Annotated in this window: 24 protein-coding genes; 4 read left to right on the forward strand and 20 right to left on the reverse strand. The window is 65.9% G+C overall.

Annotation, left to right across the window (positions count from 1 at the left end; translation table 11 throughout):
• The first annotated feature begins 6 nt into the window (after positions 1-6).
• Positions 7-1,518 carry a D-alanyl-D-alanine carboxypeptidase/D-alanyl-D-alanine endopeptidase gene (gene dacB / locus AZSP09_RS09475; RefSeq protein WP_152089880.1) on the forward strand — a complete coding sequence of 504 codons (1,512 nt, stop codon included), beginning with the start codon at positions 7-9 and terminating at the stop codon, positions 1,516-1,518.
• 19 nt (positions 1,519-1,537) lie between these two features.
• Here dacB and AZSP09_RS20145 read toward each other — a convergent pair whose 3' ends face one another.
• The 9 genes from AZSP09_RS20145 to ubiA form a co-directional block, all read right to left on the reverse strand.
• Positions 1,538-4,327, reverse strand: coding sequence for a patatin-like phospholipase family protein (locus AZSP09_RS20145; protein ID WP_152089881.1), 2,790 nt, complete (start codon positions 4,325-4,327; stop codon positions 1,538-1,540).
• Positions 4,324-5,106, reverse strand: coding sequence for a hypothetical protein (locus AZSP09_RS09485; RefSeq protein ID WP_130459206.1), 783 nt, complete (start codon positions 5,104-5,106; stop codon positions 4,324-4,326). The genes AZSP09_RS20145 and AZSP09_RS09485 overlap by 4 nt, the downstream gene beginning before the upstream one ends.
• A 250-nt stretch (positions 5,107-5,356) precedes the next feature.
• Complete coding sequence (gene sfsA, locus AZSP09_RS09490) at positions 5,357-6,076, reverse strand: DNA/RNA nuclease SfsA (protein ID WP_130459207.1); 720 nt, start codon at positions 6,074-6,076, stop codon at positions 5,357-5,359.
• 64 nt (positions 6,077-6,140) lie between these two features.
• On the reverse strand, positions 6,141-7,019 hold the full coding sequence (locus AZSP09_RS09495) for an ion transporter (protein WP_152089882.1): 879 nt from the start codon (positions 7,017-7,019) through the stop codon (positions 6,141-6,143).
• Between the two features lie 84 nt (positions 7,020-7,103).
• On the reverse strand, positions 7,104-7,598 hold the full coding sequence (locus tag AZSP09_RS09500) for a GNAT family N-acetyltransferase (protein WP_232058776.1): 495 nt from the start codon (positions 7,596-7,598) through the stop codon (positions 7,104-7,106).
• A gap of 4 nt (positions 7,599-7,602) precedes the next feature.
• Positions 7,603-9,228, reverse strand: coding sequence for a tetratricopeptide repeat-containing response regulator (locus AZSP09_RS09505; RefSeq protein ID WP_152089883.1), 1,626 nt, complete (start codon positions 9,226-9,228; stop codon positions 7,603-7,605).
• Between the two features lie 31 nt (positions 9,229-9,259).
• Positions 9,260-9,949, reverse strand: a complete 690-nt coding sequence (locus AZSP09_RS09510; RefSeq protein WP_152089884.1) for a sensor histidine kinase — start codon at positions 9,947-9,949, stop codon at positions 9,260-9,262.
• Positions 9,950-10,109: 160 nt separating this feature from the next.
• Complete coding sequence (gene ubiD / locus AZSP09_RS09515) at positions 10,110-11,585, reverse strand: 4-hydroxy-3-polyprenylbenzoate decarboxylase (RefSeq protein ID WP_152089885.1); 1,476 nt, start codon at positions 11,583-11,585, stop codon at positions 10,110-10,112.
• A gap of 7 nt (positions 11,586-11,592) precedes the next feature.
• Positions 11,593-12,501 carry a 4-hydroxybenzoate octaprenyltransferase gene (ubiA, locus tag AZSP09_RS09520; protein ID WP_152089886.1) on the reverse strand — a complete coding sequence of 303 codons (909 nt, stop codon included), beginning with the start codon at positions 12,499-12,501 and terminating at the stop codon, positions 11,593-11,595.
• Between the two features lie 151 nt (positions 12,502-12,652).
• On the opposite strand from ubiA, the gene AZSP09_RS09525 reads away from it, so the two are divergent.
• The 3 genes from AZSP09_RS09525 to AZSP09_RS09535 are packed head-to-tail and all read left to right on the forward strand — an operon-like array spanning position 12,653 to position 14,291.
• Complete coding sequence (locus AZSP09_RS09525; protein ID WP_197739010.1) at positions 12,653-13,501, forward strand: site-specific integrase; 849 nt, start codon at positions 12,653-12,655, stop codon at positions 13,499-13,501.
• Positions 13,502-13,561: 60 nt separating this feature from the next.
• Positions 13,562-14,053: a surface-adhesin E family protein gene (locus tag AZSP09_RS09530; protein ID WP_152089888.1), complete on the forward strand. Its 492-nt coding sequence runs from the start codon at positions 13,562-13,564 to the stop codon at positions 14,051-14,053.
• Between the two features lie 31 nt (positions 14,054-14,084).
• Positions 14,085-14,291: a hypothetical protein gene (locus AZSP09_RS09535; RefSeq protein WP_152089889.1), complete on the forward strand. Its 207-nt coding sequence runs from the start codon at positions 14,085-14,087 to the stop codon at positions 14,289-14,291.
• A 187-nt stretch (positions 14,292-14,478) separates the two neighbouring features.
• Here the strand turns inward: AZSP09_RS09535 and AZSP09_RS09540 are convergent, their stop codons facing one another.
• The 11 genes from AZSP09_RS09540 to AZSP09_RS09590 all read right to left on the reverse strand — a co-directional run bounded on the left by AZSP09_RS09540 (position 14,479) and on the right by AZSP09_RS09590 (position 23,767).
• Positions 14,479-14,766, reverse strand: coding sequence for a hypothetical protein (locus AZSP09_RS09540; protein WP_152089890.1), 288 nt, complete (start codon positions 14,764-14,766; stop codon positions 14,479-14,481).
• 35 nt (positions 14,767-14,801) lie between these two features.
• Positions 14,802-15,527, reverse strand: a complete 726-nt coding sequence (locus AZSP09_RS09545) for a hypothetical protein (RefSeq protein WP_152089891.1) — start codon at positions 15,525-15,527, stop codon at positions 14,802-14,804.
• Complete coding sequence (locus tag AZSP09_RS09550; RefSeq protein WP_152089892.1) at positions 15,524-15,967, reverse strand: hypothetical protein; 444 nt, start codon at positions 15,965-15,967, stop codon at positions 15,524-15,526. The genes AZSP09_RS09545 and AZSP09_RS09550 overlap by 4 nt, the downstream gene beginning before the upstream one ends.
• Positions 15,964-16,179 carry a hypothetical protein gene (locus tag AZSP09_RS09555; protein WP_152089893.1) on the reverse strand — a complete coding sequence of 72 codons (216 nt, stop codon included), beginning with the start codon at positions 16,177-16,179 and terminating at the stop codon, positions 15,964-15,966. Before AZSP09_RS09555 ends, AZSP09_RS09550 begins: the two co-directional genes overlap by 4 nt.
• Before the next feature lie 634 nt (positions 16,180-16,813).
• A complete protein-coding gene (locus tag AZSP09_RS09560; protein WP_172974736.1) occupies positions 16,814-18,964 on the reverse strand; it encodes a DotA/TraY family protein in 2,151 nt (716 codons plus the stop codon).
• A complete protein-coding gene (locus tag AZSP09_RS09565; protein WP_152089895.1) occupies positions 18,964-19,446 on the reverse strand; it encodes a hypothetical protein in 483 nt (160 codons plus the stop codon). Before AZSP09_RS09565 ends, AZSP09_RS09560 begins: the two co-directional genes overlap by 1 nt.
• Positions 19,443-19,709 (reverse strand): hypothetical protein, encoded by a 267-nt coding sequence (locus AZSP09_RS09570; RefSeq protein ID WP_152089896.1) that lies wholly within the window; start codon positions 19,707-19,709, stop codon positions 19,443-19,445. Before AZSP09_RS09570 ends, AZSP09_RS09565 begins: the two co-directional genes overlap by 4 nt.
• Positions 19,710-19,799: 90 nt before the next feature.
• Positions 19,800-22,097 (reverse strand): MobA/MobL family protein, encoded by a 2,298-nt coding sequence (locus AZSP09_RS09575; protein WP_152089897.1) that lies wholly within the window; start codon positions 22,095-22,097, stop codon positions 19,800-19,802.
• A 13-nt stretch (positions 22,098-22,110) separates the two neighbouring features.
• Positions 22,111-22,437 carry a hypothetical protein gene (locus tag AZSP09_RS09580; protein ID WP_152089898.1) on the reverse strand — a complete coding sequence of 109 codons (327 nt, stop codon included), beginning with the start codon at positions 22,435-22,437 and terminating at the stop codon, positions 22,111-22,113.
• Entirely contained in the window at positions 22,434-23,435 is a 1,002-nt protein-coding gene (locus AZSP09_RS09585; protein WP_152089899.1) for a hypothetical protein, read from the reverse strand. The genes AZSP09_RS09580 and AZSP09_RS09585 overlap by 4 nt, the downstream gene beginning before the upstream one ends.
• The gene (locus AZSP09_RS09590) at positions 23,432-23,767 is read right to left on the reverse strand and encodes a DNA-binding protein (RefSeq protein ID WP_152089900.1); all 336 of its coding nucleotides are present in this window, start codon (positions 23,765-23,767) and stop codon (positions 23,432-23,434) included. Before AZSP09_RS09590 ends, AZSP09_RS09585 begins: the two co-directional genes overlap by 4 nt.
• Positions 23,768-23,929 lie beyond the last annotated feature (162 nt).

Here is a 23,929-nt window from a genome sequence, read left to right on the forward strand (position 1 = left end):
CGAATAATGCGCATATTCCACCGTAGTCCCTCCGCCACCGGCCGCCTGGCGCTTGCCCTGTGGCTGACCCTGCTCTGCAACCCGCTCCACACCTACGCCGCCGGGCAGATGCCGCCGGACACGGCCACTGTCCTGCCTCCCGAGGTCACCCGGGCCCTCAACGCCGCCGGTCTGCCTCCCGGCCAGTTCGCCGTCGCCGTGCAGGCGGTGGACGCTGCCGCGCCGCGCCTGCTGCACAACGCCGCCCGCCCCATGAACCCGGCCTCGGTGATGAAGCTGGTGACCACCTACGCCGCCCTGGAAAAGCTGGGCCCGGCCTACACCTGGAAGACCGAACTGCGCGGCGACAACGCCCCCCGGGACGGCCGCCTGGAAGGCAATCTCTACCTGGTCGGCAGCGGCGACCCGGCCCTCACCCTGGAACGCTTCTGGCTGCTGCTGCGGCAGCTGCGGGACCGGGCCGAGGTGCGTCAGATCGGCGGCGACCTGGTGGCCGACCGCCGCGCCTATCGCCTGCCCCCCTTCGACCCCGCCGCCTTCGACAACGAGCCCCTGCGGGCCTACAACGTCAATGCGGATGCGGCCCTGGTGAACTACACCGCCCTGCGCTTCACCCTGGTGCCGGACCTGGCCGCGGGCAGCGTGCGCCTGGTCCAGGAAGTGCCCCAGGAAGGCCTCGCGGTGAACGCCCGCATCGCCCCCGGCGCCGGCGAATGCGGCGACTGGCGCGAAAAGCTGACGGTGCGCTTCGACCCCGCCGGCAAGCGCCTCGACATCGGCGGCACCTTCCCCCTGGTGTGCGGCGAAAAGCCCCTGCATCTGGCCCCCCTGGCCGGGGACGCCTATCTCGCCGGCCTCTTCCGCCCCCTGTGGCGCGAACTGGGCGGCCAGTTTGCCGGCCAGGTGCGGGAAGGCCCCACCCCCGTGGGCGGCGTGCCCCTGCTGCGCTGGGAATCCCCCAGCCTGGCCGAGATCGTGCGCGACACCAACAAGTACAGCAGCAACGTCATGGCCCGCCACCTCTTCCTCGCCCTGGCCGACACCCCGGCCGGCGAGGCCGCCACCCTGGCCGGCGCCCGCCAGGGGCTGCGTCAGGTGCTGGCGGAAAAGGGCCTCAGCTTCCCCGAACTGGCGGTGGAAAACGGTTCCGGCCTCTCCCGGGACGACCGCATCGCCGCCCGCAGCCTGCTGCAACTGCTGCTGGCGGCCTGGAAGAGCCCGGTCATGCCCGAGTTCGTCGCCTCCCTGCCGCTGGCGGGCAGGGACGGCACCCTGAAGCGCCGCTTCGGCAACGGCAGCAGCGCCGGCCGCGCCCACCTCAAGACCGGCTCCATCGAAGGCGTGCGCGCCTGGGCCGGCTACGTCACCGACGCCGGAGGCCGCCGCTGGGCCCTGGTGGCCCTGGCCGGCGGGCCCAAGGCCGGCGCCGCCTGGGGTCCGGTGGAGGCCTTGCTGGAATGGGTGGCGACCCAAAGCCCAACGCCCCAGGCAGCCCCCAGCACCCCACTCTCCAACTGATCCCGCCAGGCCCCGGCGCCTAGGGCGCCGCTGCGGCTGCCGGTGCCAGGGCGGCGGCCACGGCCCGCACCCAGGCCTCGTCGTCCGCCGCCTCGTCCTGCCGCCACGGTCCCTGGCCGAAGACCCGGCGCCCGGTGGCCAGCCCCAGCTGGCGATAGCTCTCGAACTGGGCCTCGTCGAACCACTGGTCGGCGGTGGACTGGTGGGGGAAGTCAGGGTGGGTGGCGGCGTAGTTGCCCACGTCCACCGGCTCGTCCCCCAGCACCATGGGTTTCAGGTACACCAGCACGCCGCACTCCGGGGTCGGCGGCATCCCGGCCAGGGCCTGCCGCCCGTCGTCCCAGTAGCGGATGCGCCCCACCGCCAGCCGCTGCCGCGGCGCCGCCCCGGGCAGCAGCGAGCGCACGTCGATGTCGATCTCGGCCCCCAGGTCCACCCGGCACTTGCGGATGGCGTTGCCCAGGTCCTCGAACTGGAAGTTCCGGTCCTGGCCGCCGTCGCTGACCACGATCAGGCGGCAGCGGCGGCGCACCAGTTCGTACAGCCCCAGGTTCTCGAAATGGCCGCCGTCGGAGACATTGACGAAGCCGGTGTCCTCATTGACGCTGCCGAACAGCTCCCGCAGCAGGTACCACAGCCCCAGGGGCGGACTGCTGAGGGCGGTGAACGGTCCTGCCGGATTGGGGCACCAACGCCCCAGGCGGACATTGAGCAGGGCCATGACGAAGGCCATGGCCGGCTCGGTGTGGTAGCCCATGTTGGGGTTGGCGGCGGCCCCGGAGACGGCCATGGCCATGCCCAGATGGGCGCCCTCCCGGCTCATGTAGTCCCGGCTCGGCGCCAGGAACTCGCGCCACTCGGGGCTCTGGGACGAGGGCGGCAGGAGGAAGCCGCAGCGGTCCGGCGAGAAGATGAAGGGGGCCGCCTGGCGCTGCTGCCATTCCAGGGGTTCGCTGCCGGTGAGGTTGAGGGCGCCGTTGAGCAGGGGGATGGGGCGCTGGGCCGCCAGGTCCTGCAGGGGCAGGTCGTCCGCCGGGTCGAAATCGGTGAAACGGTCGCTGCGCCGCTGCGGATTGGAGGCCCCCAGATAGCAGCGGGTCAGCCGGTTGCGGTAGAACTGGTGCATGGAAAAGAGATTGACGTCGATCCGCGCCGACAGGGCCCAGGCGCCCAGCAGGCAGACGCTGGCCGCCAGCACCACCGCCGCCAGCCCGGGCATGGTTAGGGACGGCGCCAGGAACCAGGGCTGCTGCCCCGCCCCGGCCAGGGTGCGCAGGCCCCATTCCCCCAGCCAGGAAAGAAACAGCAGCAGGCCGCCGATGAAAATGTAGGGTGCCGCCTGCAGCAGCCGCTCCAGCCAGGGGTTGGCCCTCTTGCCGCCGGTGGCCGGGCTGCGTCCGGCGAGGGCGCCGGCCACCGTGCTGATCAGCCAGGCGAGGCCGCCCGCCGCCGCCAGGGTCTGGCCCAGCCAGCCGAGGAAGGCGCTGCCGTAGAAACTGACCAGGGCCACCAGGGACCAGCCCAGGCCGATGCCGATGGACATGCCGCCGGCCCGGCCGGCCCACTCCCGCGCCAGTTCGGCCAGGGCCCGCTTCATCAGGCCGATGTGCAGGGCGACCGCCAGGCAGAGGAACTCCCACAGGACGAAGGCCCCCAGCCCCACCGCCAGCCAGGGCCGGGACGGCGGCGGCAGGGCGGCGAGGAGCCGCACATAGCCGTAGACCAGGACGGCAAGCAGGGCCCCGGCCGGCAGGGCGGCCGCCAGGGAGACGCGGAAGGCGGTGCCGCCGCCCCGGGGCAGGGGCAGGTCGAGGCCGGCCGCCAGCAGCCACAGCAGGGGGTAGGCCAGGACCAGGGCCGCCCACAGCGCCCCGTCGCCGCCGGCCAGGGCCGGCAGCCAGGTCCCGTCGTTGAACAGGGCGGCGGCCAGCAGGGCCGCCAGCATGCCCGGCAGCACGGCGCCGCGCAGCACCTGCCCCTGGCTCGGCCCGGGACGGGACGATCCATCGCCGTCGGCGGCCGGGCGCCGGTACCAGGTCATGCCCCGGTACAGGCCCCGGGCGGCGACGGCCAGCAACAGCAGCACCGCCCCCCACAGCCAGGGCGAAGGCGGGCCGCCCTGCCACAGGGCAAGGACGACGCCCCGCGGCAGGAACAGCAGGCCGAGGAGGAAGAGGATGAAGACGCTCTGGGTCAGCAGCAGGTTGCGCGACAGGTTGGCCACCGCCGCCAGGGTATCCACGCTGAAGAGGCCGAAGCGGGGCGTCAGGTAGTTGCTGTAGCGGCGCAGGAAGGCAATGGCCGGATGCTCGCTGGCGCCGGTGGCCGTCTGGCTGGCGTCGTCCCGGCAGCCACCGGGTTGGCCGGCGGCGGCCACCGAGGGCGCGATGCCGACGGGGCCGGGCTGTTCCAGCTGCCGCACGGCCCGGCGGCTGTCCGCATCGGTACGGTGGATCAGGGCGGAGAGCCAGGTACCGATGTAGCCGCCGCCGGAAACGGTGGACAGGTAATCCACCCGGCGCAGCAGGCGGGCCTCGGCCATGGCCTGCAGCACGCCCAGGGCGAAGGTGGCGCTGCGGATGCCGCCGCCGGACAGGGCCAGGCCGCAGAAGGCCGCCGTGGCGGCCGGCTGGGGCGCCGGTGGTTCGGGCGGAGTCGCGGCGGCTTCGCCGAACCAGGCCTGGGCCCGGACACCGGCAGCCGTCACCGACGGGGGGGCGGCCGGGCGCAGACGCCGGGCCTCGTCCTCGAACTGGCGCCAGCTTTGGCTTCGCTGCGGGCCATCTTCCGGCAACAGGGGCGCGCTCATGGTTGCAGCTCCGCGCAGGGCTTGAGCACCTTGCACACGGGGGCGCTCTCCTCCTGGGCGCCGCCGAGGCGGGCCAGGCTCTTGCACGACACTTCCAGGCGGTCGGCCACGGCCTGCCAGGCCCCTTTCAGTTCCTTGCCGTCCACCTTGTTCTGGGGAGCGATGATGTCCAGGGCGGCGACGAAGCCGCGGCGGGAGGCGGAGCCGTAGATGGCATCGGCCATGCCGTCCTCCAGCACGTCGCCCACCTCGGCCAGCAGGCTCACCGGATTGCTGGCCAGCCCCCGCAGGCGCCGGGCGGTGGGCTTGATGCCGGCCTTGACCACGTCGGCCACGGCGATCAGGGCATCGGCCCGCTCCAGGGGATAGATGGCGGCCTTGCGCGCCGCCGGGGTCCACGCCAGGACCGAGCAGGCCTCGTGCAGTTCGGCCTCGGCGGTGCGGATGCGCTGCAGCAGGGCCGGCGCCAGCACGCCCCGGTCCTCGTGCTCCTCCAGGGCCCGGGTGCCGGCCTCGGCGAAGGTCAGCACGACGAAGTGGGCCGCCAGCTGCCGCACCCGGGCGCCGTCGTCGCCCTGGCCGGCATCGCCCAGCATCCTGGCGCAGGCACTGTTGTCGGCGACGGCGGTCTTGCCGCAGACCAGCTTGAGAAAGCTGTCCTGCACTTTTTCCAGCCCCTTCCTTTCCTCTGCGGCGCCGGCGCCGGCGGCACCGAGCAAAAGGCCCAGCAGGGCAAGGCAAAGGGAATGGCGGAAGGCGGCGATGGCAGAGGGATGCATGGCGTTCTCCTTGGCAGCGAATGGGCCGACGGGTCGGGAAAATCCATTATGGATAACCGTAAGGGTTTTTCCATTAAGCCATTTGGCATAGCCAAAGAATCACGGCGTCAGCCGCCGGCCGCCGGGCCAGTCCCGGAGCGACTTTCCCTGCACCGCCCCAGGAAGCGCGCCCCTATTGAATGAAAAAGCCCCGCCATCCCTTTAGGGACGCGGGGCCTGGCCCAGCATAGAAATTTCTGCTGACGCCGGTTCAGCACACCACCGGCAGGGGCCGCCACAGCCGGATGCCCTCGGGGCGGACGTCGGCGCCGTAGGCCAGCACCTCCACCCCCAGCCCCAGGACCCGGCGCAGGGTGCGGCCGTACTCCGGGTCGATGTGGTCCGCCGGCCGCACTTCATCCACGTCGCCCCGCTGCACGCAGAAGAACAGCACGGCCCGGTTGCCCTTGGCCACCTCGTCGGCCATTTCGTTGAGGTGCTTGGTGCCGCGCTCGGTGACGGCGTCGGGAAAATAGCCGATGCCGCCGGCAACGGCGGCGGTGACGTTTTTCACCTCCACATAGCATGGGGGACGACCTGCTTCAGTCAGCAGCAGGTCGATGCGGCTGCGCTTGCCGCCACGGCCGTTGTCGCCGCCGTAGGGCACCTCGCCGCGGATCGCCCCATAGCCGGCCAGCTCGGCCACCGCGCCGGCCTCGATGGCTTCCCGCACCAGGGCGTTGGTGCGGCCGGTGTGCAGGCCCACCAGGACGCCGTCCGCCTCCACCAGTTCCCAGGTCCAGGCCAGCTTGCGCTGGGGGTTGTCGCTGGGGGACAGCCACACCCGGCTGCCCGGATCCTTGCAGCCCTGCATGGAACCGGTGTTGGGGCAATGGGCGGTGACCACGCTGCCGTCGGCCAGTTCGACGTCGGCGAGGAAACGCTGGTAGCGCCGCAGCAGGCGGCCTTCGGTGAGCAGGGGCAGTTGCATGGGGAATGCTCCGGCGGCGGCTCCGGGGCCGCGGCGTGGGCGGGTGGCAGAAAAGGGAAAAGGCTCAGGCCGGATCGCGCCGGCACTCCGGCAGGCGGGCGCCGCAGGCCTGGCAGTAGGCGGCCTCCGGCGCCAGCCCTTCGGTCAGGCAGTCCGGACAGGTGCGGCTGGTGGGCGTGACCTGCAGGCGCTGGGCGGTGATCTCGGAGGTGACGATGCCGGTGGGCACCGCCAGGGTGCCCCAGCCGAGCAGCATCATGGCCGAGGAGATGAGACGGCCCACGTCGGTCTTGGGCGTGATGTCGCCGAAGCCGACGGTGGTCATGGTGGTGATGGCCCAATAGACGGCGGTGGGAATGCTGGTAAAGCCGTTGGCCGGGCCTTCCACCACATACATCAGGGTGCCCATGACCAGCACGATCATCAGCACCACCGAGAGGAACACCAGAATCTTGCGCCGGCTGGCCAGCAGGGCGCTGCCCAGCATCTGGTACTCGCCCAGGTAGGCGGTGAGCTTGAGCACCCGGAACATGCGCAGCAGGCGCAGGATGCGCACGTCGATGAGCAGGTGGGCCTCGGGCACCAGCAGCGCCAGGTAGGTGGGCAGGATGGCCAGCAGGTCCACCAGGCCGAAGAAGCTCAGGGCATAGCGCCAGGGCCGGCGCAGACAGGTCAGGCGGGCCAGGTATTCGGCGGTGAACAGCAGGGTGAAGCCCCACTCCAGGGTGGCGAAGAGGTCCTGGTGGCGGACGTTGAGGCTATGCACGCTGTCGGCCATGACCACCGCGACGCTGGCCAGGATGGCGAAGATGAGGCACTGGTCGAACAGGCGACCGGCCCGGGTCTCCGACTCGAATACCACCGAGTAGAGGCGCAGGCGCCAGCCGGCGAGGGGCTTGCCCAGGGAATCGGCGGCGGAATGGACGGCGGCGGCAGGGCTCATGGGCGGTCGCTTCGGAAAGTCGGGAAACAGGGGAACCAGCCCGCCATCTTAGCGCCGGCCGCCGGCCCGGGGAACCGGCCGGGCCTACAGCAGCTTCTGCAGGAACAGGGCCTGGCCGGCGGCCGGATCGAGCACGTAGGGGGCGAAGCCGGCCCGCTCGTAGGCGACCAGGGCGCGCCGGTTGTTGGACAGCACTTCCAGGGTCAGCTTGCAGCAGCCCAGTTCCCGGGCCCGCCCCTCGGCCCAGGCCAGCAGGACCTGGCCGATGCCGGCACCGCGGCGGGCGTCGCGCACGGCGATGTCGTGGATGTTGAGCAGGGGCCTGGCGGCGAAGGTGGAAAAGCCGGCGAAGCAGTTGATCAGGCCCACGGTCTCATCCCCCTGCCAGGCCAGGGCGCTGTGGAAATGGGGCACGCCGGCCAGGGCCGGCACCAGGGCCTGCCGTACCGCCGGGTCCAGCCCGCTGCCGCCGCCCATGGGGTCCCGGGCGTAGTGGTCGAGCAGGTCGAGCCAGGCCGCGGCCTGCTGCGGCTGGCTCAGGTCGGTGGGGCGGACCTCCACGGGCGGCATGGTCGGCATGGCGTCAGCCGGCCAGGGACTTGAGTTTGCCCAGCAGCTGGGGATAGCGCTTGTCGGCGGGAGCCAGGCGGTGGGCGGTTTCCAGGTACTGGCGGATTTCGTCCACCAGGGAGGGGCTGACCACGGTGCGCTGCATGAAGGTGATGCCCATGTGGGCGAAGTTGAACAGCACCCGCACGTTGCCCGGCAGGCGCTCGCAGGCGGTGCGCATGGCTTCCATGGCCTCGTCGAACTTGCCGTCCCGGGCCAGCAGCACGCCCTGGTTCATCAGCTGCACCGCTTCCTTGCGCGAGGCTTCCACCAGAGCCACGCCCTCCTCGCTCATGGCGCCGGTGTCGAACACCTGCTGGATGCGCTGCAGCAGGATGGCGTCGTCCGGGTTGTTGCGCACTTCGCCCTGGAGCAGGGCGGCGGCCTTTTCCTTCTCGCCGGAGACCATCATCAGCTCGGCCATCTCCACCACCGCGGCGCTCTCCAGGCGGGGCGCGCCGGGCTGGGCCAGCACCTCGTCCAGCTTGAGGGCCACCTTGCGTGCGGATTCCAGGTCACCGGCCCGGTGGTAGACCATGCCTTCGGTGGCCATGGCTTTGACCTTGACCTCCTCGGCGTCGAACTGCTTGGTCAGGGTGGACAGCACCTGCAGGGCTTCCTTGCTGTTGTTCTGGGCGCTGCAGGCCCGGGCCAGGCCCAGGTAGGCATCCGGCGTTTTCAGCACCGAGTGCTCGCCCAGGGCCACGCTCTTGCGGAAGGCCTTTTCGGCGTTTTCCACCTTGCCCAGCTGCAGGGACACTTCGCCCAGGTTCTTCTGCCGCATCACCGACAGGGGCGAGAGGCGGGCGGCGTTTTCCAGCACTTCCTCGGCCTTCTGCAGGTCGCCCCGGGCGTTGTGCACATTGGCCAGCCAGTCGTGGGCTTCCAGGTAGGTGCGGTTCTCCGCCACCAGGGTTTCCAGCAGGGCCTGGGCGTGGTCCAGTTCGCCGGCGGCCACATGCACCCGGGCCAGGCCGAGCTGGGCCCAGGGCACGTCCCGCTTGGCCAGCAGGGCGTTGTAGAGCAGGCGGGCCTGCTCGTGTTCGCCGGACACCAGCAGCAGGTGGCACTTCAGGCGCAGCAGTTCGCCCGCATTGGCCTTGTCCACCGCCAGGCGCTCGTCGCAGAGGCGGATGGCCAGGGGGAAGTCCATGGCCATGACGGCCTGGTCGATGTCCACGAAGGCGGCCTTCTTCACCCAGATCTTTTCCAGGCGCAGGCGCAGGGTGGATTCGGTGATGGGTTTGAGCAGGTAGGCGTCCGGCTGGTATTCGGCGGCGCCCATGACCACGTCGGCGGTCTTCTCGGCGGTGATCATGACCCAGGCGCAGCTGGGTCCCACCAGGTTGCGGTACTTGGCCTCCTCCAGCACCTGCTGGCCGTTCTTGCCGGCGCCCAGGTTGAAGTCGCAGAGGACGCCGTCGAAGCGGGTCTGGCTGAGCTGGCTGATGGCTTCGTTGCCGTTGGCGGCGGTGGCGATGACCTTGGGGTTCACCCCCATGGAGCGCAGGATGTCGCGCAGCACGGTGCGCATGCCCTGGAAGTCGTCGATGACGAGGAAGCTCTTGCTGCCGAAGTCGATGTTCTGGAAGTTGCTCATTGTTGTTCTGTTTTCCCTGGAGATGGGCCGTTCAGGGCAGGGTCAGGACGAAGCAGCCGCCGCCCCAGGCGCCGCCGTTTTCCAGGCGGATGGCGCCGTGGCGCCCCTTGTTGCGGTGCAGCCGGGCGGCCATGGCGGAGAAGTAGAGGCCCAGGCCGGTGCTGCCGCCCTGGAAGTCCACCCCGTTCATGGCGGCGACGCCGTCATCCAGCATTTTCTGGGGATAGCCGCGGCCGTCGTCCTCGACGCGCATTTCCAGGCCCTCCTCCGTCTCCCGCACCACCAGGCGCACCTTGCCCTTGGTGTAGTGGATGGCGTTGTTGAGGGCGTGGCCGATGATGCCGCCCACCAGGTCCGCATCGAAGGGCCACACCAGGTCCGACTCCACCACGGCCTCGAATTCCAGGCCGCGGAAGCGCAGCAGGGGCAGGTGCTGGGACACGGTCTCGGCGACGAAGTCCTCCAGCACCCAATCCTCCGGGGAGAAGGGATAGAGGTGGTTGCCCAGCTTGTAGAGGGCCAGCAGCTGGATCAGGTTGCCGTTGATCCGCTTGGTCTCGTACATCATGTGGGTCATTTCGCCGAACTCGGGCCGGCTGGGGTCGCTGTCGGCCAGCAGCTTCTCCATGCTGCCGATGAGGATGCTGATGGAGTTCTTCATGTCGTGCACCGACGAAGCGAGGAACACCGACAGGTCGGGGGAAGTATCGGGCGGGTTCATGGGCAGTATCCTGGCGTCACCGGAAGCGGAAAAATGCCAATTTTGTCACAGAGCGGCACTAATACCAAAGTAATATCGAACACCCTGCACCAGACCGGACCGCGCCGCCTCCCCGGGCTCTGGGGTCCAGGCTGGGCGCGGCCCAGCCCTCAGCGGCCGCTTACAGCCCGAGGCTCTGCCACAGTTCGTCCACCCGGGTCTTCACCGCCTCGTCCATGACGATGGGGCGGCCCCATTCCCGGCTGGTCTCGCCGGGCCACTTGTTGGTGGCATCCAGGCCCATCTTGGAGCCGAGGCCGGCCACCGGGGAGGCGAAGTCCAGATAGTCGATGGGGGTGTTGTCCACCAGGGTGGTGTCCCGGGTGGCATCCATGCGGGTGGTGAGGGCCCAGATCACTTCCTTCCAGTCCCGGATGTTCACGTCGTCGTCCACCACGATGATGAACTTGGTGTACATGAACTGGCGCAGGAAGCTCCAGATGCCGAACATCACCCGCTTGGCGTGGCCCGGGTACTGCTTCTTGATGCTGACCACGGCCAGGCGGTAGGAGCAGCCTTCCGGCGGCAGGTAGAAATCGACGATCTCGGTGAACTGCTTCTGCAGCAGGGGCACGAACACCTCGTTCAGCGCCACGCCCAGCACGGCGGGCTCGTCCGGCGGCTTGCCGGTGTAGGTGCTGTGGTAGATGGGGTTCTTGCGCATGGTGATGCGCTCGACGGTGAACACGGGAAACTCGGCCTGCTCGTTGTAGTAGCCGGTGTGGTCGCCGTAGGGCCCTTCCAGGGCCGTCTCGCCGGGGTGGATCACCCCTTCCAGGACGATCTCGGCGGAGGCCGGCACCTGCAGGTCATTGCCGATGCATTTGATCAGCTCGGTCTTGGCGCCCCGCAAAAGGCCGGCGAACTGGTATTCCGAGAGGCTGTCCGGCACCGGCGTCACGGCGCCGAGAATGGTGGCCGGATCGGCCCCCAGGGCCACCGCCACCGGATAGGGCTGGCCGGGATTTTTCTGGCAGTGGTCGCGGTAATCCAGGGCCCCGCCCCGGTGGGCCAGCCAGCGCATGATGAGCTTGTTGCGGCCGATCACCTGCTGCCGGTAGATGCCCAGGTTCTGCCGCTTCTTGAAGGGGCCCCGGGTGATGGTCAGGCCCCAGGTGATCAGGGGTGCCACGTCGCCGGGCCAGCAGTGCTGGATGGGCAGGCGGGAGAGATCCACCGCGTCGCCCTCCCACACCACCTCCTGGCAGGGGGCGGAGGACAGCACCTTTGGCGCCATGTTGAGCACCTGCTTGAAGAGGGGGAATTTCTCCCAGGCATCCTTCAGGCCCTTGGGCGGCTCCGGCTCCTTCAGCATGGAGAGCACCGTGCCCACCTCGCGCAGGGCCGAGACCGAATCCTGGCCCATGCCCATGGCCACCCGCCGGGGCGTGCCGAAGAGGTTGGCCAGCACCGGAATGGTGAATTCGCCGTTAGGCCCCACCGGCTTCTCGAAGAGGATGGCCGGCCCCTCGGCCCGCAGCACCCGGTCGCAGATTTCGGTCATTTCCAGGCGGGTGTCCACGGGCACGCTGACCCGCTTCAGTTCGCCCTGCTGTTCCAGTTGCGCGATGAAGTCGCGCAGGTCGCGGTATTTCATGGGAAGCCTATTTCAGGGGCAGCACGCCGAAGGGGTGAAGCCAGAAGTCCACGGCGATGCCGGCGAAAATGCTGGCACCGACCCAGTTGTTGTGCAGGAAGGCCTTGAAGCAGGGGCCGCCCTCCCGGGTGCGGATCAGGGTGTAGTGGTAAATGGCCAGGGCCACCGCCCCCAGCAGGCCGGCGTAGAAGGCCCAGCCCCGCTGCAGGCCGTAGCCAACCCAGGCGATGAGGGCGAAGGTGGCGCCGTAGCAGAACATCACCGCCGCCACGTCTAAGCGGCCGAAGGTGATGGCGGAGGTCTTGATGCCGATTTTCAGGTCGTCGGGGCGATCCACCATGGCGTACTCGGTGTCGTAGGCGACGGCCCAGAAGACGTTGGCCAGCAGCAGCCACCAGGCTTCCGCCGGCACCACGCCGAGCTGGGCGGCGTAGCTCATGGGGATGCCGAAGCCGAAGGCGATGCCCAGGTAGGCCTGGGGAATGGCGAAGAAGCGCTTGGTGAAGGGGTAGCTGGCGGCGAGGAACACCGCCACCGCCGCCAGGGCGAACACCAGGGGCGTCAGCAGCGGCAGCAGCAGCAGGAAGGAGAGCAGCACCAGGACGGCGAAAAGGCCCAGGGCCTCCCGCGGCGACACCGTCCGGGCCGCCAGGGGGCGGCTCTTGGTGCGGGCCACGTGGGGATCGAAGTCCCGGTCGGCGTAGTCGTTGATGACACAGCCGGCGGAGCGCATCAGCAGGGTGCCCAGGGCAAAGATCCACACCACCCACCACTGGGGCTGGCCCACGGCGGAAAGCCACAGGGCCCAGAGGGTCGGCCACAGCAGCAGCAGGGTGCCGATGGGCTTGTCCAGCCTCATTAATCGCTCGTAGTTATCGAGCTTTTCGCGGATTAAAGCTATATTTGTCACAGTCATGTCACAGGAGCGGTAAAACGTGGGCACAATCAGAACTCGGGGAGCTTACCAGTACCAAGCCCAAGTCAGAAGAGCGGGGTTCCCGCCACAGTCCAAGACCTTCGAGACGCGACGCGACGCTGAAAAGTGGGTGCGCTCGGTGGAACGAGAGATGGATACCGGCTCGTTCATCCCTCGCGACGAAGCTGCGCGAACCACGATCAAGGATCTCGCAAAACGGTACCGGGAAGAACTGACACCGAAAATGCGTGGGCAGCGCCAAGAGGAAAGCCGACTCAAGGCGGCAGAAGAAAAGTTCGGCGATTACAACCTGTCAGCCGTCACCCCGGCGATGGTGGCCAAGTGGCGCGACGAGTTGGGTAAGAAGCTGTCTCCGCAGACAGTCCAGCACTATTTGGCTGTGCTAAATCGCCTCTATAAGGCCGCAGCTCGCGATTTCGGCATCCCGTTGCCTCTTGGTAATCCCGTGGCGACCGTGCGCATGCCAACGATCGCCAACGCCCGGGAGAGACGACTGGAGGACGGTGAGGAAAAAAAGCTGATGGCTGCGCTTGACGCCAGCCGGGGAAAGCATCTCAAATCAGTAGTGTTGCTCGCGCTGGAGACCGCTATGCGGCGCGGCGAGCTGCTGGCCCTGCGATGGGAGTATGTGGATCTCAAGCGTCGTGTGCTGCACCTGCCCGAGACCAAGAATGGCACCTCCCGCGATGTCCCCCTCTCAACGAAAGCGGTAGCCGTCCTGGAGGGCCTCCCGCGCCACATCACCGGGCGGGTATTCGATACCAGTGAAACCGCGATTACAGAGGGTTTCCAGCGCGCCGCCAAGCGGGCATGCATCCCCGATTTCAGGTTTCATGATCTCAGACACGAGGCCACGAGCCGATTGGCCGAGAAGCTGCAAATGCACGAGCTGGGAAAGGTGACCGGCCACAAGTCACCGAGGATGTTGATGCGGTATTACCATCCCCGCGCCGAGGACTTGGCAAAGAAACTAGGCTAAACAGAATTCCAACGTACTAGTAGAATATTCCGCTTCTTACACGACAAAAGGGAGTCAAGGATGAGGTTTTTCCTCTTTGGGCTGGCGCTGCTCTCATCGATGCCGGCACTTGCATCGGACTGGCAATCTACCTATTACAACACGCGTCGAGGCAGTCTCTTCATCGATAAAGATAGCGTCGTCGAGGTGCAGGGAAGCGTGAGAAAGTTCTGGACTCTGTTTGCTCCACGAGTGACCGTAGGACAGCCAGGCGAAGGCTATGCGTACCACAAAGCGCTGCGCCAAATCGATTGCGCAAGCCGCACCTCAGCCCTTGTTCGTTCGATCTACCATGACGAAAACAATGCGCCGCACGAAGCCCAAGTCGACGACAAGGCGATGCGTGACATCGCCCCTGACAGCGAAGACGACTACCTGTGGCAGTACGTCTGCAAGCCTGAACGGCAAGGCAAACTCGGCACACCAGCCGGGAACATCTCACAGTTTCTCGATGATCAGGTGAAATTCACCAAAGAGAACCTGCTTACTCTAAAAAGAATGCAGGGTAAGTAACTATTTTTGACTACGCGCAACGGGAACCCTGATGCCATACCACATCCTCGAAGTGCAGAAAGTTGATGAAGATGGGCGCGTCCTATCGCGAGAGTATTTCGTCGTGAACGAAGAAGGCGACGTCATCGACGGACCTTTCATAACTCTAGCTGCAGCGGTCGAAGCTTTGAAGGAACTGGAAGCCGAGGATGCACCGCCGCCGCCAGGCGGCGGCAGCGGTCCAGGCTTTCACATATAGGGAAGGCGTAGCTGTTTTTGACCACGCGATGTCAAAAACAGCTACGTCATGCCTGCGCCGTGGTCGTTATTGACCACGATTCGCGTGGAATGCGGGAAGCGTGGTCAATAACAGCAGCAACTCCCCGCCGCCGTGGTCGTTTTCGACCACGGCAGCGAAAGTGAAGCCAAAAATGGCAACCCAGCAACTACGCCTCGTCTTCGCTAGCAGATTGCGCTTGCTCCCACGCCAGGAATTCCTCAATGTCCTCCAGGTAGTAGGCGCAGCCGGTCGGCGGCACCCCCATCCTGATGATGCGGATCTCCATCGCCCAATGCCATACTGCCTCGCGCATGCCGGGCGGCATGTCCGCGATCTGGATCTTCTCGAAACCGACCGGCTGACCACGATCATTAAGATCCGCCGTGACGGGGACTTCATGCCCCTGCCAGGTGACAGCGCCGACTTGCTTTTCGTGGATACCAAGTAGCCCCATAACCTTTCACCTTTCAGCTCGTACCTTCTGGCTCTTCATCGTACTGCAGCCCCCGGAACCCAATTCCCAAAAGGCGGCAAAGGTGGTTCGACCCGTAGCGCACCGTTGCCAAGAGGCGCAATCGGCGGAATCACCTGGTACTGAGCCGAGACAGCGCCGGCCGCATCGAAGACCACGGCCACTTGCATCTTCGCACCAGCCTGATCCACCCCAGGAACCGACCAGACCCAGACCGGACCGATCTCTGTCGGGGCGCAGCCCAGGACGCCGCTCACGGCGGCGGGCGACATGTGGGGACGAACCATCTGCACGGCTCCTGGGTTAATTGTGGCCGGCGTACACATAGCCCCACCGCTTGCAGCGCTACGTGCCGCACCACTCGCCGCTGCCATCAAGGCAATGGCCACAGCCGCTTGGGTGTCACTGTTATCCTCCCGAGCCGAAGATCTACCCGGCAGCAGCGGAATTTCCTGGTAGCGTGCCGAGGCTGCCACGCCAGCGCGATCGAACTGCACGGCGATCTGCTTTCTTAGCGCACCATCAACAAACCCCCACGTATAGATCTCTGAGGCCTGCGGCACACCTGACGCCGGAGGCAAAGCCGTGGGCGTACAACCAAGCAGCGCCGAGATACCATCCTGAGCCAACCCGACGACTCTTGGAGGCATGCCACTATGGATCGTCGTCGCCGTACATTGGGCCTCGGCGTTGGTGGTCACCACTGCCACCGCGCACAGCAGCACACGATAGAACGAAGTCATGCCGGTTCTCCCCGCATCTTTTCGACTGGCAGCCCCGACCCCACCATCAATCGCACGGCGTTGATCCAGAGCAACAAGCCGAGGCCTACGAGGAACATCGTCGGGAAACCAGCGATGGCCAGCATGAATGCCTGCCACGCCCGCGAGCCATTCCAATACCTACGCGTTTCCTCGACTGCCTTGTAAAGCGTACCCTCGACCTCGATCGCGTAAATTACGCTCGTCACGGTCGAAAAGAACAACGGCGTCGGCACCTTCACCCTGGCTACCCAAACGGTGCAGATCTCACCATCGCGCAACAGCGGCGCGAGTTCGCCAACGATCTTCACCCGCTTGAGATGGATCGAACCCACCCGCATGAAGCCGTAGAAGTCGGCGGCCTGGCCGTGCTGTACGGCCCCCAAAGCCAGCCGGCCGGAGATTTTTTCCACAGCGCTCATAGCGTTGCCTCCAGAATGAAATTTCCGTCAACTGTATGCATCCGGACATAGGCGATCAGGTGAGCCATCGCCCTACCGAATGCCTTATCGTCGTTCAGCAGCATCCGAACCGCATCTTGATTGCCGTCTTCCCCACCTGCCCTTTGGTGGGCCTCGGGGGGTGCGGGGGGAACGCCCGCGTCGTTGGTGGTGCTGGTGGTTTTCGTGGTCATGCTTGTTCTCCTTTCCTTGATGGTTCTGCCCTTCGGAGCCGCCTCACAAATCGCCGCGCAGGGAGCGCCCCGCAGGGCGATGGCGGGGTTTCGGGCTGGAGCAACGGGGCATGAAAACCGGGGCAGTCCGGCAAACGGAATAAAGTCCGGCGTAGCCGGTGGCCGCAGGCCATTTATGCCGGATCGCCGGCCGGTTGGCGTGACCCGTTGCAGGCGACGGTCTCACCGTCGCCGGTCTAAGCCCGCCGCCATCGAGCGACTGAGCAGCGATGGGCGGCTTTGAAGGGCAATCAAGGAAAGGGGAACGACCACGGAAACGGGTTCCAGCACCACGGCGCGGCCGGCCGTGCGCCGCGAGGCGCACCCAAGGGCTGCGCCACTCCCTCGCGACGCCGCAGGCGTGGCGAGGCCATACAGGCCCTTGGCAAGCCCGAACAGGGCGCGCAGCACGTGTCCGCGCAGCGGTGACGTGCGCAGGGCAAGCGGAGCGCGCAGCGCCTCTGGTGCGGAGGCGGCAGGGATCAGAAGGGCGCATAGCGTCCCCGCAGGGGATGAGCGCATAGCGAAACCCTGGCAGAGCCCGGCCGGCGTCAGCCGGGCTGCCCTGGATGTAGGGAACTTGCCCCATAAACATTCACCCTTGCCGATCCTGGGCATCTGGTAGCAGCTCGGCATTGGAAAAGCCGTTGGCCTCTCCGCCTGACTTACCGCCTGCCCCGGCTCCTTTTGGACTGGCAGCCCCTTTCGACCCCGAGGCGCCCTGCCCGGCACCTTTGGAACCCTGCTCCAAGCCGCCAGTGGTTTTCTCAACCTCCTTGATCCCAACACCTTGAGCACCGGCCTGAGATCCCACCCAGCGCATCACGTTGTCCGGCACTGACGAGATCAGCGCAAAGCAGGCATGGATGGCCATCGTCATCATCCCAACGTAAAGCGCTACCCAAGCCACCAGCGCGATCAGGCCGACACCGTTGGAGCCCGTTACGCCGGAAACCATGCCCAGGAACACCATATTTACCAATGCACCCGCCGGATACAGGAGCGCGGCCGACAGAACCAGACCAAGCACCAGCAGAGCCGGCTGGATCACCATCGCCAGGATGAGCATGTACCCCGGCCCCGCACGTCCAACCAGGTCATCACCGCCGGGATGGACGTGCATCGCCGCCATCAGCGGCGCCGCAAGGACGGCCTCCGCCACCGAGGCGAGCCAACGGATCACCCCTGCCACCCACCAGATGGTGGGCACGGCAGGCAGGTAGAAAGCCAACATCGCTCCCAGCGCCCACAAGGCCGAGGATGTCCACTCCACGGTGCCGTTGATCGTTCGCAGCGCTTCCGATAGGTCAAACACGTTGCCAACCGTGATACTGGCCAGCCGCGAGCCAGCGAAGCCGGCGATGGCGAAATACGCTGCCTTGAGGCCAGCTCCGATCAGCACAATATCGTTGCCCAGCACCCTCAATTGCTCAACCGGCGCGGTATTCGCACCAGCAATCCGGTCTGTTAGCGCCTCCAGGCCCTTCATCGCCGGAATCGAAAGCAACCGCCACACGTCCTCGACGCTGCGCACGTTCTTGGCGTCCTCGATGCTCATCTCCTGGAAGGCCTGCCGCGGCGCTGCCGAGCGATCCAGCATGTATTCGTCGGTGAACGCGATTGCGTCTCGATAGGTTTGCAGGGTCTCTTTCACCTCCAGGTCTTCGATCCGTACCGGCGTCGAAGCCGGCACCGTGTTCACGGCGGCCTGGATCGAGTCATTGACCTTGACCATGTGCGAATACCACGTTCCCGCCAACACCCAGCCTCCCTCCCGCGCCTTGTCCAGGAAGGCCTGCCTGCCAACGTCTGGCGAGGCATCCACGGCTGCCTTGGCTGCCTTGGCCAGGGCGTCTTCGTACCTGGCAGCCGCCTGGTCGAGGGCGCCCGGGGCCGGCTTTTTCCACGCCACGATCTGCCGTGCCACCGGACGGAGATCGGTGACCATCTGCCAAACGGCATTGGTATGGGCATCGAGGATCGGCTGACGCAGTACCCGGGTAGCGTCGCCATCCTTTTCGTCGGCGGCTGACGGCACCCACGAGACCGAGCCGCAAACGGCGGGATTCTGATAGTCGAGGGAACCCCAGCGGAACCGCGTCGCCTTCGCACCGTTTCCCTGGCCAACGTCTTCCAGCGGCAGGATTGTGATTCGGGTTTTCCGATCCGAGGCCTCAAATTGGGCATTCATCGCTGCCATGCAAACTTCTGCGCGGAGGATGTTGGCTGCCAGCGGCCGTGCATCGGGCACGCTGACCCTACCAAGGGTGCCGGTCTGGGTGAAGCGGTCGATGCCTGCGGTCCACGCCTGGTTGGCGACTCCGACCCCCTGCATGGCCAACCAGATCACCGCGCCCTGCAGCAAGCTGAACCCGCTGGCCAGCGGCAACAGCAAGGCGGTTCCGCCAACCGTGCGGAGGGGCACATATATTTCCGACATTTGCTTGCCCAGCATGACCCCATCATGCGCGGAATCAATCGTGCCTTTGATCGTCGTGTAGCAAACGAAGATCATTGCCAGGAATAGGATGGCAAGGTTGAACACGCCCATCATCGCGCCCAACATGCTCATACCGTCGCCGGTGCCGGCACCATCGACAATGGAACCGAAAACCTGGCGCAGGAAGCCAACGGAAATATCGTTGGCTGGCGGCGTAAAGGCGTGCAGACCAGGCGTGGCCGACGTAGCGTCGGCGGCCAGTGCTGGCACGGCTAGCAAAGCCAACAGGATAAGAATCGCGCGCATCACCACCTCCCCGGCGAGAAGAACCAGGGGCCAAAGCTGTACAGCTCCGCGTCGCGGATCTGGCATGCCCGGAAGCGCCAGGTGATGGCCTTGGAAAAGGCCAGGATCATCACACCAAAGCACAGGATGACGTGCAAGAGCGGCGCATCGCTCCAGGCTGCTCCTGCGAGCCACGCTGTGGCCAGCAGCAGCGCGGCTATCCAGGAGTGCGCCCGAAGGTTGAAGATGCGCCCTTGGTGAATAAGGTGTGCCTCATCCAGGCCAAGCCTGTCTACTGCTTCCTGGAAGGTCTCATGCCTGTAATTTCCGGGGCCGTCAGCGAGCTTTCGCCGTACCCAGCCGCCGACGGCGGCAACGTTGCCACCAATCCGCCCCAACTCGTGGGCCAAGCTGGTGATGCCCAGGGAGTAGGACCAGGCTTTGGCCACGCCCACGACGGCCCGGCGGGCGACCCCATGTTTCTTCTGTTCCATGATTTTCAAGCCTCCGCTTCCAAGAGATTCGAGAGAAAAATCCTTGCGGCATCGCGGCCGAAGGGCGTGCGGCAAGCCCGGTGATAGGCTTGTGCGAGGTCTTCGAGCGCCGGCGCAATCAGCACGGCGGTCGCGTCGGTAAATGCATGAAAGACCTTCGGCCGATCCTCAATGCCGGGGCCGTGGCGCTCGATCACGATTTCCGCCGCTAAGTCCTCCAGGATGCGGGCGTCGATTCGGTGACTTCCATTTGCTAAACTGGCTGCAGCCATGGTCAAACCTCCGTAATAGGTTGATGGTGGTGAGGCCGGCGCTGGGTGACCGCCCAGCGCGCGGCCGATATAAGCCCCGCGCTCACGCGATTAACGAGGACGCGGGGCATGGTTAGGGTTTGCGGCGCGCTCCCGGGCTTCCGCCTCATCGAGACCGGCAGCCAGCGCCGTGTAAAAGCGATGCTGTTCCTGCAGCGCATCTTCCTGGGCAGCGCTCAATCCCGGCTTGTTCATCAGATCCAGCAGCTCGTCCGCCTTCTGTTGCGCAACGATCTCGCGTTGCGCCTGGGCCTGACGTGCCTGTACCTTGAGGGTTTCTGCGGCGTCGGCCTCCGCCTGCAGGCGTGCACGCTCGCCGGCGGCGTCGGCCTCAAATACCGGCGCAATCGCCAGCTCCTGCCAGCGCTGCAGAGGCTTGAGCTTGCGCCGTTGCCAGACCTGCGCGAACTCGGCCTCCGGGTTTCTCCCTTTTTGGATCTCTCGCTGCCATTGCTCGATCTCACCCACACCGATCTTGATCGGTAGCAGGGATGCCATTAGTTGCTCACGCTCACGGTTCTGGCGCTGGGCGTCGGCCAGGCGCTGAGCTACAGCAGGTACTGCCAAGGCTTTCGCATGCACCGCCAGGAAGCCTTGCCAAGCCTTCTCTCGTTGGGCCTCCGCGCGCTTGCGCGTCAGGAGGCCAGCGGCTTTGGCCTTGGCGTCAGCTTCTCGGAAGGCCTGCCGGGCAGCGCGATATTCGGCACCGCCATGTTCGGCCGCCAGATCCTTCTCCAGCTTCGTGATGTCGATGTCGCGCAGCTCGGCAAGCCGTGCCTGTGCGGCCCTGTGTTCATTCAGGAGCGCTTGGCGGGCGCGTTCCAGGGCGTCGCCCCAGCGCCGCGCAGCGGCGTTCCGTTGATGGTCTGGTGTGGCGTCAGGGGTGAGCGACATTCCCCCTGCAGGTGTTCCGAGCATGGTTTTCCTCTCCTTTTCGAGTTGCGCGCGAAGAGCCGGCGACGGGACGTAGCCGGTGACCTGGAGACCGGCACGCGCTGCCTCCAGCCAGGCGCGGGCTTTAAAATCGTCCGTGCCAGTCAAATTGATGTTTTTCCAGTTCTTCAGCCGTGCCAGGGCAACGGCGGCCAGGATTTCCGGGTCACGTCCAGATTGGGTGAGCAGGCGATCGCCATGGTCTACGACATGGCCGCCGCCCTTGAGGGTGATGGCGATGCGGTCAGGCTGGCGATCGACGTAGGCCAGGCGCGCGGCCAGCGTCGCCTGGATCTCCTGCTGGTACTGCTGTTGCAGGAGGCGGGCCTTGTAGACTTGCCGGCGATCTAGCCCTTCGAAGGCGTAGAGTCCTCCACCACGAATGCCGTGCAATCGATGATTTCTGTCTCGATGTCCCGATACAGGGCGCTGCAGTACAGCGTCGCGCGGTTCTTGCTGTCCATGGCCAGGACGCGCGTCGCACAGTGTAGGCATACGCTGCGGGCCAAGGTGTCTGCTAGCCCGCAGGCCTGGACGATCCGCTCCACGGTCGTTCCAGGTTGAGAAGGCGCGCTTGGGCGCGGCGGCGGAGCCGCCGACGCCGGCGCGGTGCTGCTGCGAGCGAGGTTTTCCAGGTCGTCCAGGACGCTTTCCATTGCCATTCTCCTTCTGGTGGATGTTGGAACGAACCTCCCGGAGGGAGGCATTGAGGTGCTGAGCCTCACGGTTCTTGATGCCGCGCCAGGTAGCTTTACCGGCCTTTTCGAGCCGATGGGCCTTGCGACCGAGGTGTACGCCCGGGGCCTCGTCGAGGCCTCGGGCCTTGTTGCTGCGGTGATCAATCCGCGCATCGTGGCCAGCGGCGGCGAGGCGATGATTGGCTATCTCCTGCCAGTTCTCTCGCACGCGGCCGACCCACTCAGGGCCGCGCGCTTCGCCGCTGGACTCCTTCCGGCAGCCGCCTTTCTCGGGCGTCTTGGAGTTGTAGCGCTTGAAAAACTGGCCAGTGTCACGCTCGATACCGTCGAGGATGCGACCGCTAAACATCAGATGCGCATGGGGATTCCCCGACTTGTCATGAAGGCCCCATGAGTAAGGATGCAGGTCGCCGCATATCGAGCGTGCCAGCTCACGCGCCGCCTCGATTTGCTGTGCTTGCGTCAGCTCGCGAGGGAGCGCGAATTCAACCTCGTGATAGAGAGTGGCGTTTGCCCGCTCACGAACATCAGATAGCTCCCAGAATCGGCGCGGGTCACCGGCAGCCCAGGCGGGCATATTCCCGCTCTCGGCATAAGCCAACTCACCGTCATGGCGCTCGGCAAAGCGCCCAAGCCGCATGATGTAATCATGCTTCGCGACAGCCAGCCGATTCTCGGATCGACTGCCGCGCTTGACGGTAAGATGAAATATGCTCACGTTGCCGCCACGGTCAGCTCACGTTGCTGTTGCCCGCCGCAGGCGCGCACTGTTTCTCCGCAGGAGAAACAGGTAAGTGCGCCTCGTCTGCCGACGAGGAACGGATTTCCGCTGTCGCAATCTCAAAATCGCGAGCAGATAACACCTCGCGGCACGCCTCAACCCACTCGGCAGGATCAATCTTCCCGCCCTTCATCATGGCCTCGATGACAACACCGTAACGAATCAATCGTGCGGTTCGCTGCTTGCGCTCGGCCGATTTCTGGCGGGCCTGAATCTCGGCGATTCGGCGTTTGATCTGCGCTTCTCGGGCGCGTAGCTTTTCGATTTCGCCGCTCATGCTGCGGCCCCCTGTAACTTTGAGAGAAGGAATTTCACGAACTCGGCCTCGACTGGTTTTGATTTCAACCCATTGCGCCGGAACATCTGGAAGACGCACGAATTCGCACCGGCCAAGTGCACCGAGAACGCCTCAAGCACTTCTGACTGAGCCGTGCGATCAAGCGAATGGAAATGATCGAGTGCAGACGCCGCTTGCTCGGCACGCTCGGCTTCACGCGCGGCATCTATATCAAGCTGTTTCTGCCGGGTTTCGGCCGCTGCTGCCTCGGCCTCGGCCTTTTCGAGCTTCTGGAAAGCCGTGACGACAGTACTCAGGTATGGCGCGCGGTGGCCGGCAGCAGGAGCAAGGGCGTTGGCTACTTCCTCAACACGCACCGCGCCATAGCGCTCGGCAAGGTCCTGCAGGCCCTCGGCATCTGCCGGAGTCCAGATCTCAACACCGTGCTGTACCGTCTCATCGCCGCGACGCGGACGAACCTGTTTATCCAGAGCTGTAGCAGCAGCACGACCGGGACTGCCAGGCGCCTCCGCGCCTGGTGCTGCTTCTGCGTTGTTGTTGAAGTTGCTGTTGCTGTTGGGGGTCGGGGCCTTTGATTTTTCAGGGAAAACGGTATTTACCCCCTCGTGGCGTACCAAGACCCCTTTGATTACCGGCGACTCAATCTTGTCAAAGGCGATCCGCGCGGCCTGAGCCCACCTTCCGTTAAATTTGTGGAACCGGCACCAGCGACGAATAGCAACCTCGCGCGTCTGCTCGTCAAGGACAACGAGGCCTCGACGATGTAATTCGCGCAGGGCCTCGACGATGACGGGCTCATCCTGGCGGGCTGCGCCGGTCAGATGCTCAATGATTCCTGGGCGACCGACACCTATAACTGACACAAGGCTCGACGGTGCCGACCACAGCACATGGAGGATGTGCTTGTAGGAGACGACAAGATCCGTCACGCCAACCCAACCGTCGAGGTTAGTTGGCACCGGACGCGTGTCACTCATACCGAGGCCTCGACAGCGGCGGCGCGACGCGCCGCAACTTCTTCGGACTTGGTACGCCGGCCGACCTTCCTGGTCTGGTGCTGCTGGCGCTTTGCTTGAGCCTCGCGGTGCAGGGCTAGCCAAGCCAGAACGTCGGTTAGCAGCCAGCGCGGAGATTTTGTGCCTGGCGGGGTGCAGGCAGGAGGAAGCGTTGTCGGCTTGCGGCAGCGATCAGCCTGAAGCGACGCAACGGTACGACCAAGCAGGAGGGATAGATGGTCGTACCCGAAAGCTGGCGGGAAATCGACCTTGATTGCCGGCTCGCCGGCAGGATCATGGTTCGCAACGGACATGACTCAGCCCCTACGAAGCTCCTCCCCCAGTCGGTGGAGCAATCGAAGCGCTGAATCAAATGCACAGGCCTTACCCCAGTGCGCCCGCCCCTGTGCATTAGGGTCGCCTTATCGGGGATGCCGTTCGTTCGGTCTCGCTATGCTGGGCGAGCCAACCTACTA

Origin of the sequence: Azospira sp. I09 (assembly GCF_009177135.1) — a bacterium.
GTDB lineage: Bacteria > Pseudomonadota > Gammaproteobacteria > Burkholderiales > Rhodocyclaceae > Azospira > Azospira oryzae.

Bases quoted from the DNA above. Each gene is read 5' to 3' on its own strand.
- dacB (WP_152089880.1), top strand. From the start codon at position 7: ATGCGCATATTCCACCGTAGTCCCTCCGCCACCGGCCGCCTGGCGCTT.
- AZSP09_RS20145 (WP_152089881.1), bottom strand. From the start codon at position 4,327: ATGAGCGCGCCCCTGTTGCCGGAAGATGGCCCGCAGCGAAGCCAAAGC.
- AZSP09_RS09485 (WP_130459206.1), bottom strand. From the start codon at position 5,106: ATGCATCCCTCTGCCATCGCCGCCTTCCGCCATTCCCTTTGCCTTGCC.
- sfsA (WP_130459207.1), bottom strand. From the start codon at position 6,076: ATGCAACTGCCCCTGCTCACCGAAGGCCGCCTGCTGCGGCGCTACCAG.
- AZSP09_RS09495 (WP_152089882.1), bottom strand. From the start codon at position 7,019: ATGAGCCCTGCCGCCGCCGTCCATTCCGCCGCCGATTCCCTGGGCAAG.
- AZSP09_RS09500 (WP_232058776.1), bottom strand. From the start codon at position 7,598: ATGCCGACCATGCCGCCCGTGGAGGTCCGCCCCACCGACCTGAGCCAG.
- AZSP09_RS09505 (WP_152089883.1), bottom strand. From the start codon at position 9,228: ATGAGCAACTTCCAGAACATCGACTTCGGCAGCAAGAGCTTCCTCGTC.
- AZSP09_RS09510 (WP_152089884.1), bottom strand. From the start codon at position 9,949: ATGAACCCGCCCGATACTTCCCCCGACCTGTCGGTGTTCCTCGCTTCG.
- ubiD (WP_152089885.1), bottom strand. From the start codon at position 11,585: ATGAAATACCGCGACCTGCGCGACTTCATCGCGCAACTGGAACAGCAG.
- ubiA (WP_152089886.1), bottom strand. From the start codon at position 12,501: ATGACTGTGACAAATATAGCTTTAATCCGCGAAAAGCTCGATAACTAC.
- AZSP09_RS09525 (WP_197739010.1), top strand. From the start codon at position 12,653: ATGGATACCGGCTCGTTCATCCCTCGCGACGAAGCTGCGCGAACCACG.
- AZSP09_RS09530 (WP_152089888.1), top strand. From the start codon at position 13,562: ATGAGGTTTTTCCTCTTTGGGCTGGCGCTGCTCTCATCGATGCCGGCA.
- AZSP09_RS09535 (WP_152089889.1), top strand. From the start codon at position 14,085: ATGCCATACCACATCCTCGAAGTGCAGAAAGTTGATGAAGATGGGCGC.
- AZSP09_RS09540 (WP_152089890.1), bottom strand. From the start codon at position 14,766: ATGGGGCTACTTGGTATCCACGAAAAGCAAGTCGGCGCTGTCACCTGG.
- AZSP09_RS09545 (WP_152089891.1), bottom strand. From the start codon at position 15,527: ATGACTTCGTTCTATCGTGTGCTGCTGTGCGCGGTGGCAGTGGTGACC.
- AZSP09_RS09550 (WP_152089892.1), bottom strand. From the start codon at position 15,967: ATGAGCGCTGTGGAAAAAATCTCCGGCCGGCTGGCTTTGGGGGCCGTA.
- AZSP09_RS09555 (WP_152089893.1), bottom strand. From the start codon at position 16,179: ATGACCACGAAAACCACCAGCACCACCAACGACGCGGGCGTTCCCCCC.
- AZSP09_RS09560 (WP_172974736.1), bottom strand. From the start codon at position 18,964: ATGCGCGCGATTCTTATCCTGTTGGCTTTGCTAGCCGTGCCAGCACTG.
- AZSP09_RS09570 (WP_152089896.1), bottom strand. From the start codon at position 19,709: ATGGCTGCAGCCAGTTTAGCAAATGGAAGTCACCGAATCGACGCCCGC.
- AZSP09_RS09580 (WP_152089898.1), bottom strand. From the start codon at position 22,437: ATGAGCGGCGAAATCGAAAAGCTACGCGCCCGAGAAGCGCAGATCAAA.
- AZSP09_RS09585 (WP_152089899.1), bottom strand. From the start codon at position 23,435: ATGAGTGACACGCGTCCGGTGCCAACTAACCTCGACGGTTGGGTTGGC.
- AZSP09_RS09590 (WP_152089900.1), bottom strand. From the start codon at position 23,767: ATGTCCGTTGCGAACCATGATCCTGCCGGCGAGCCGGCAATCAAGGTC.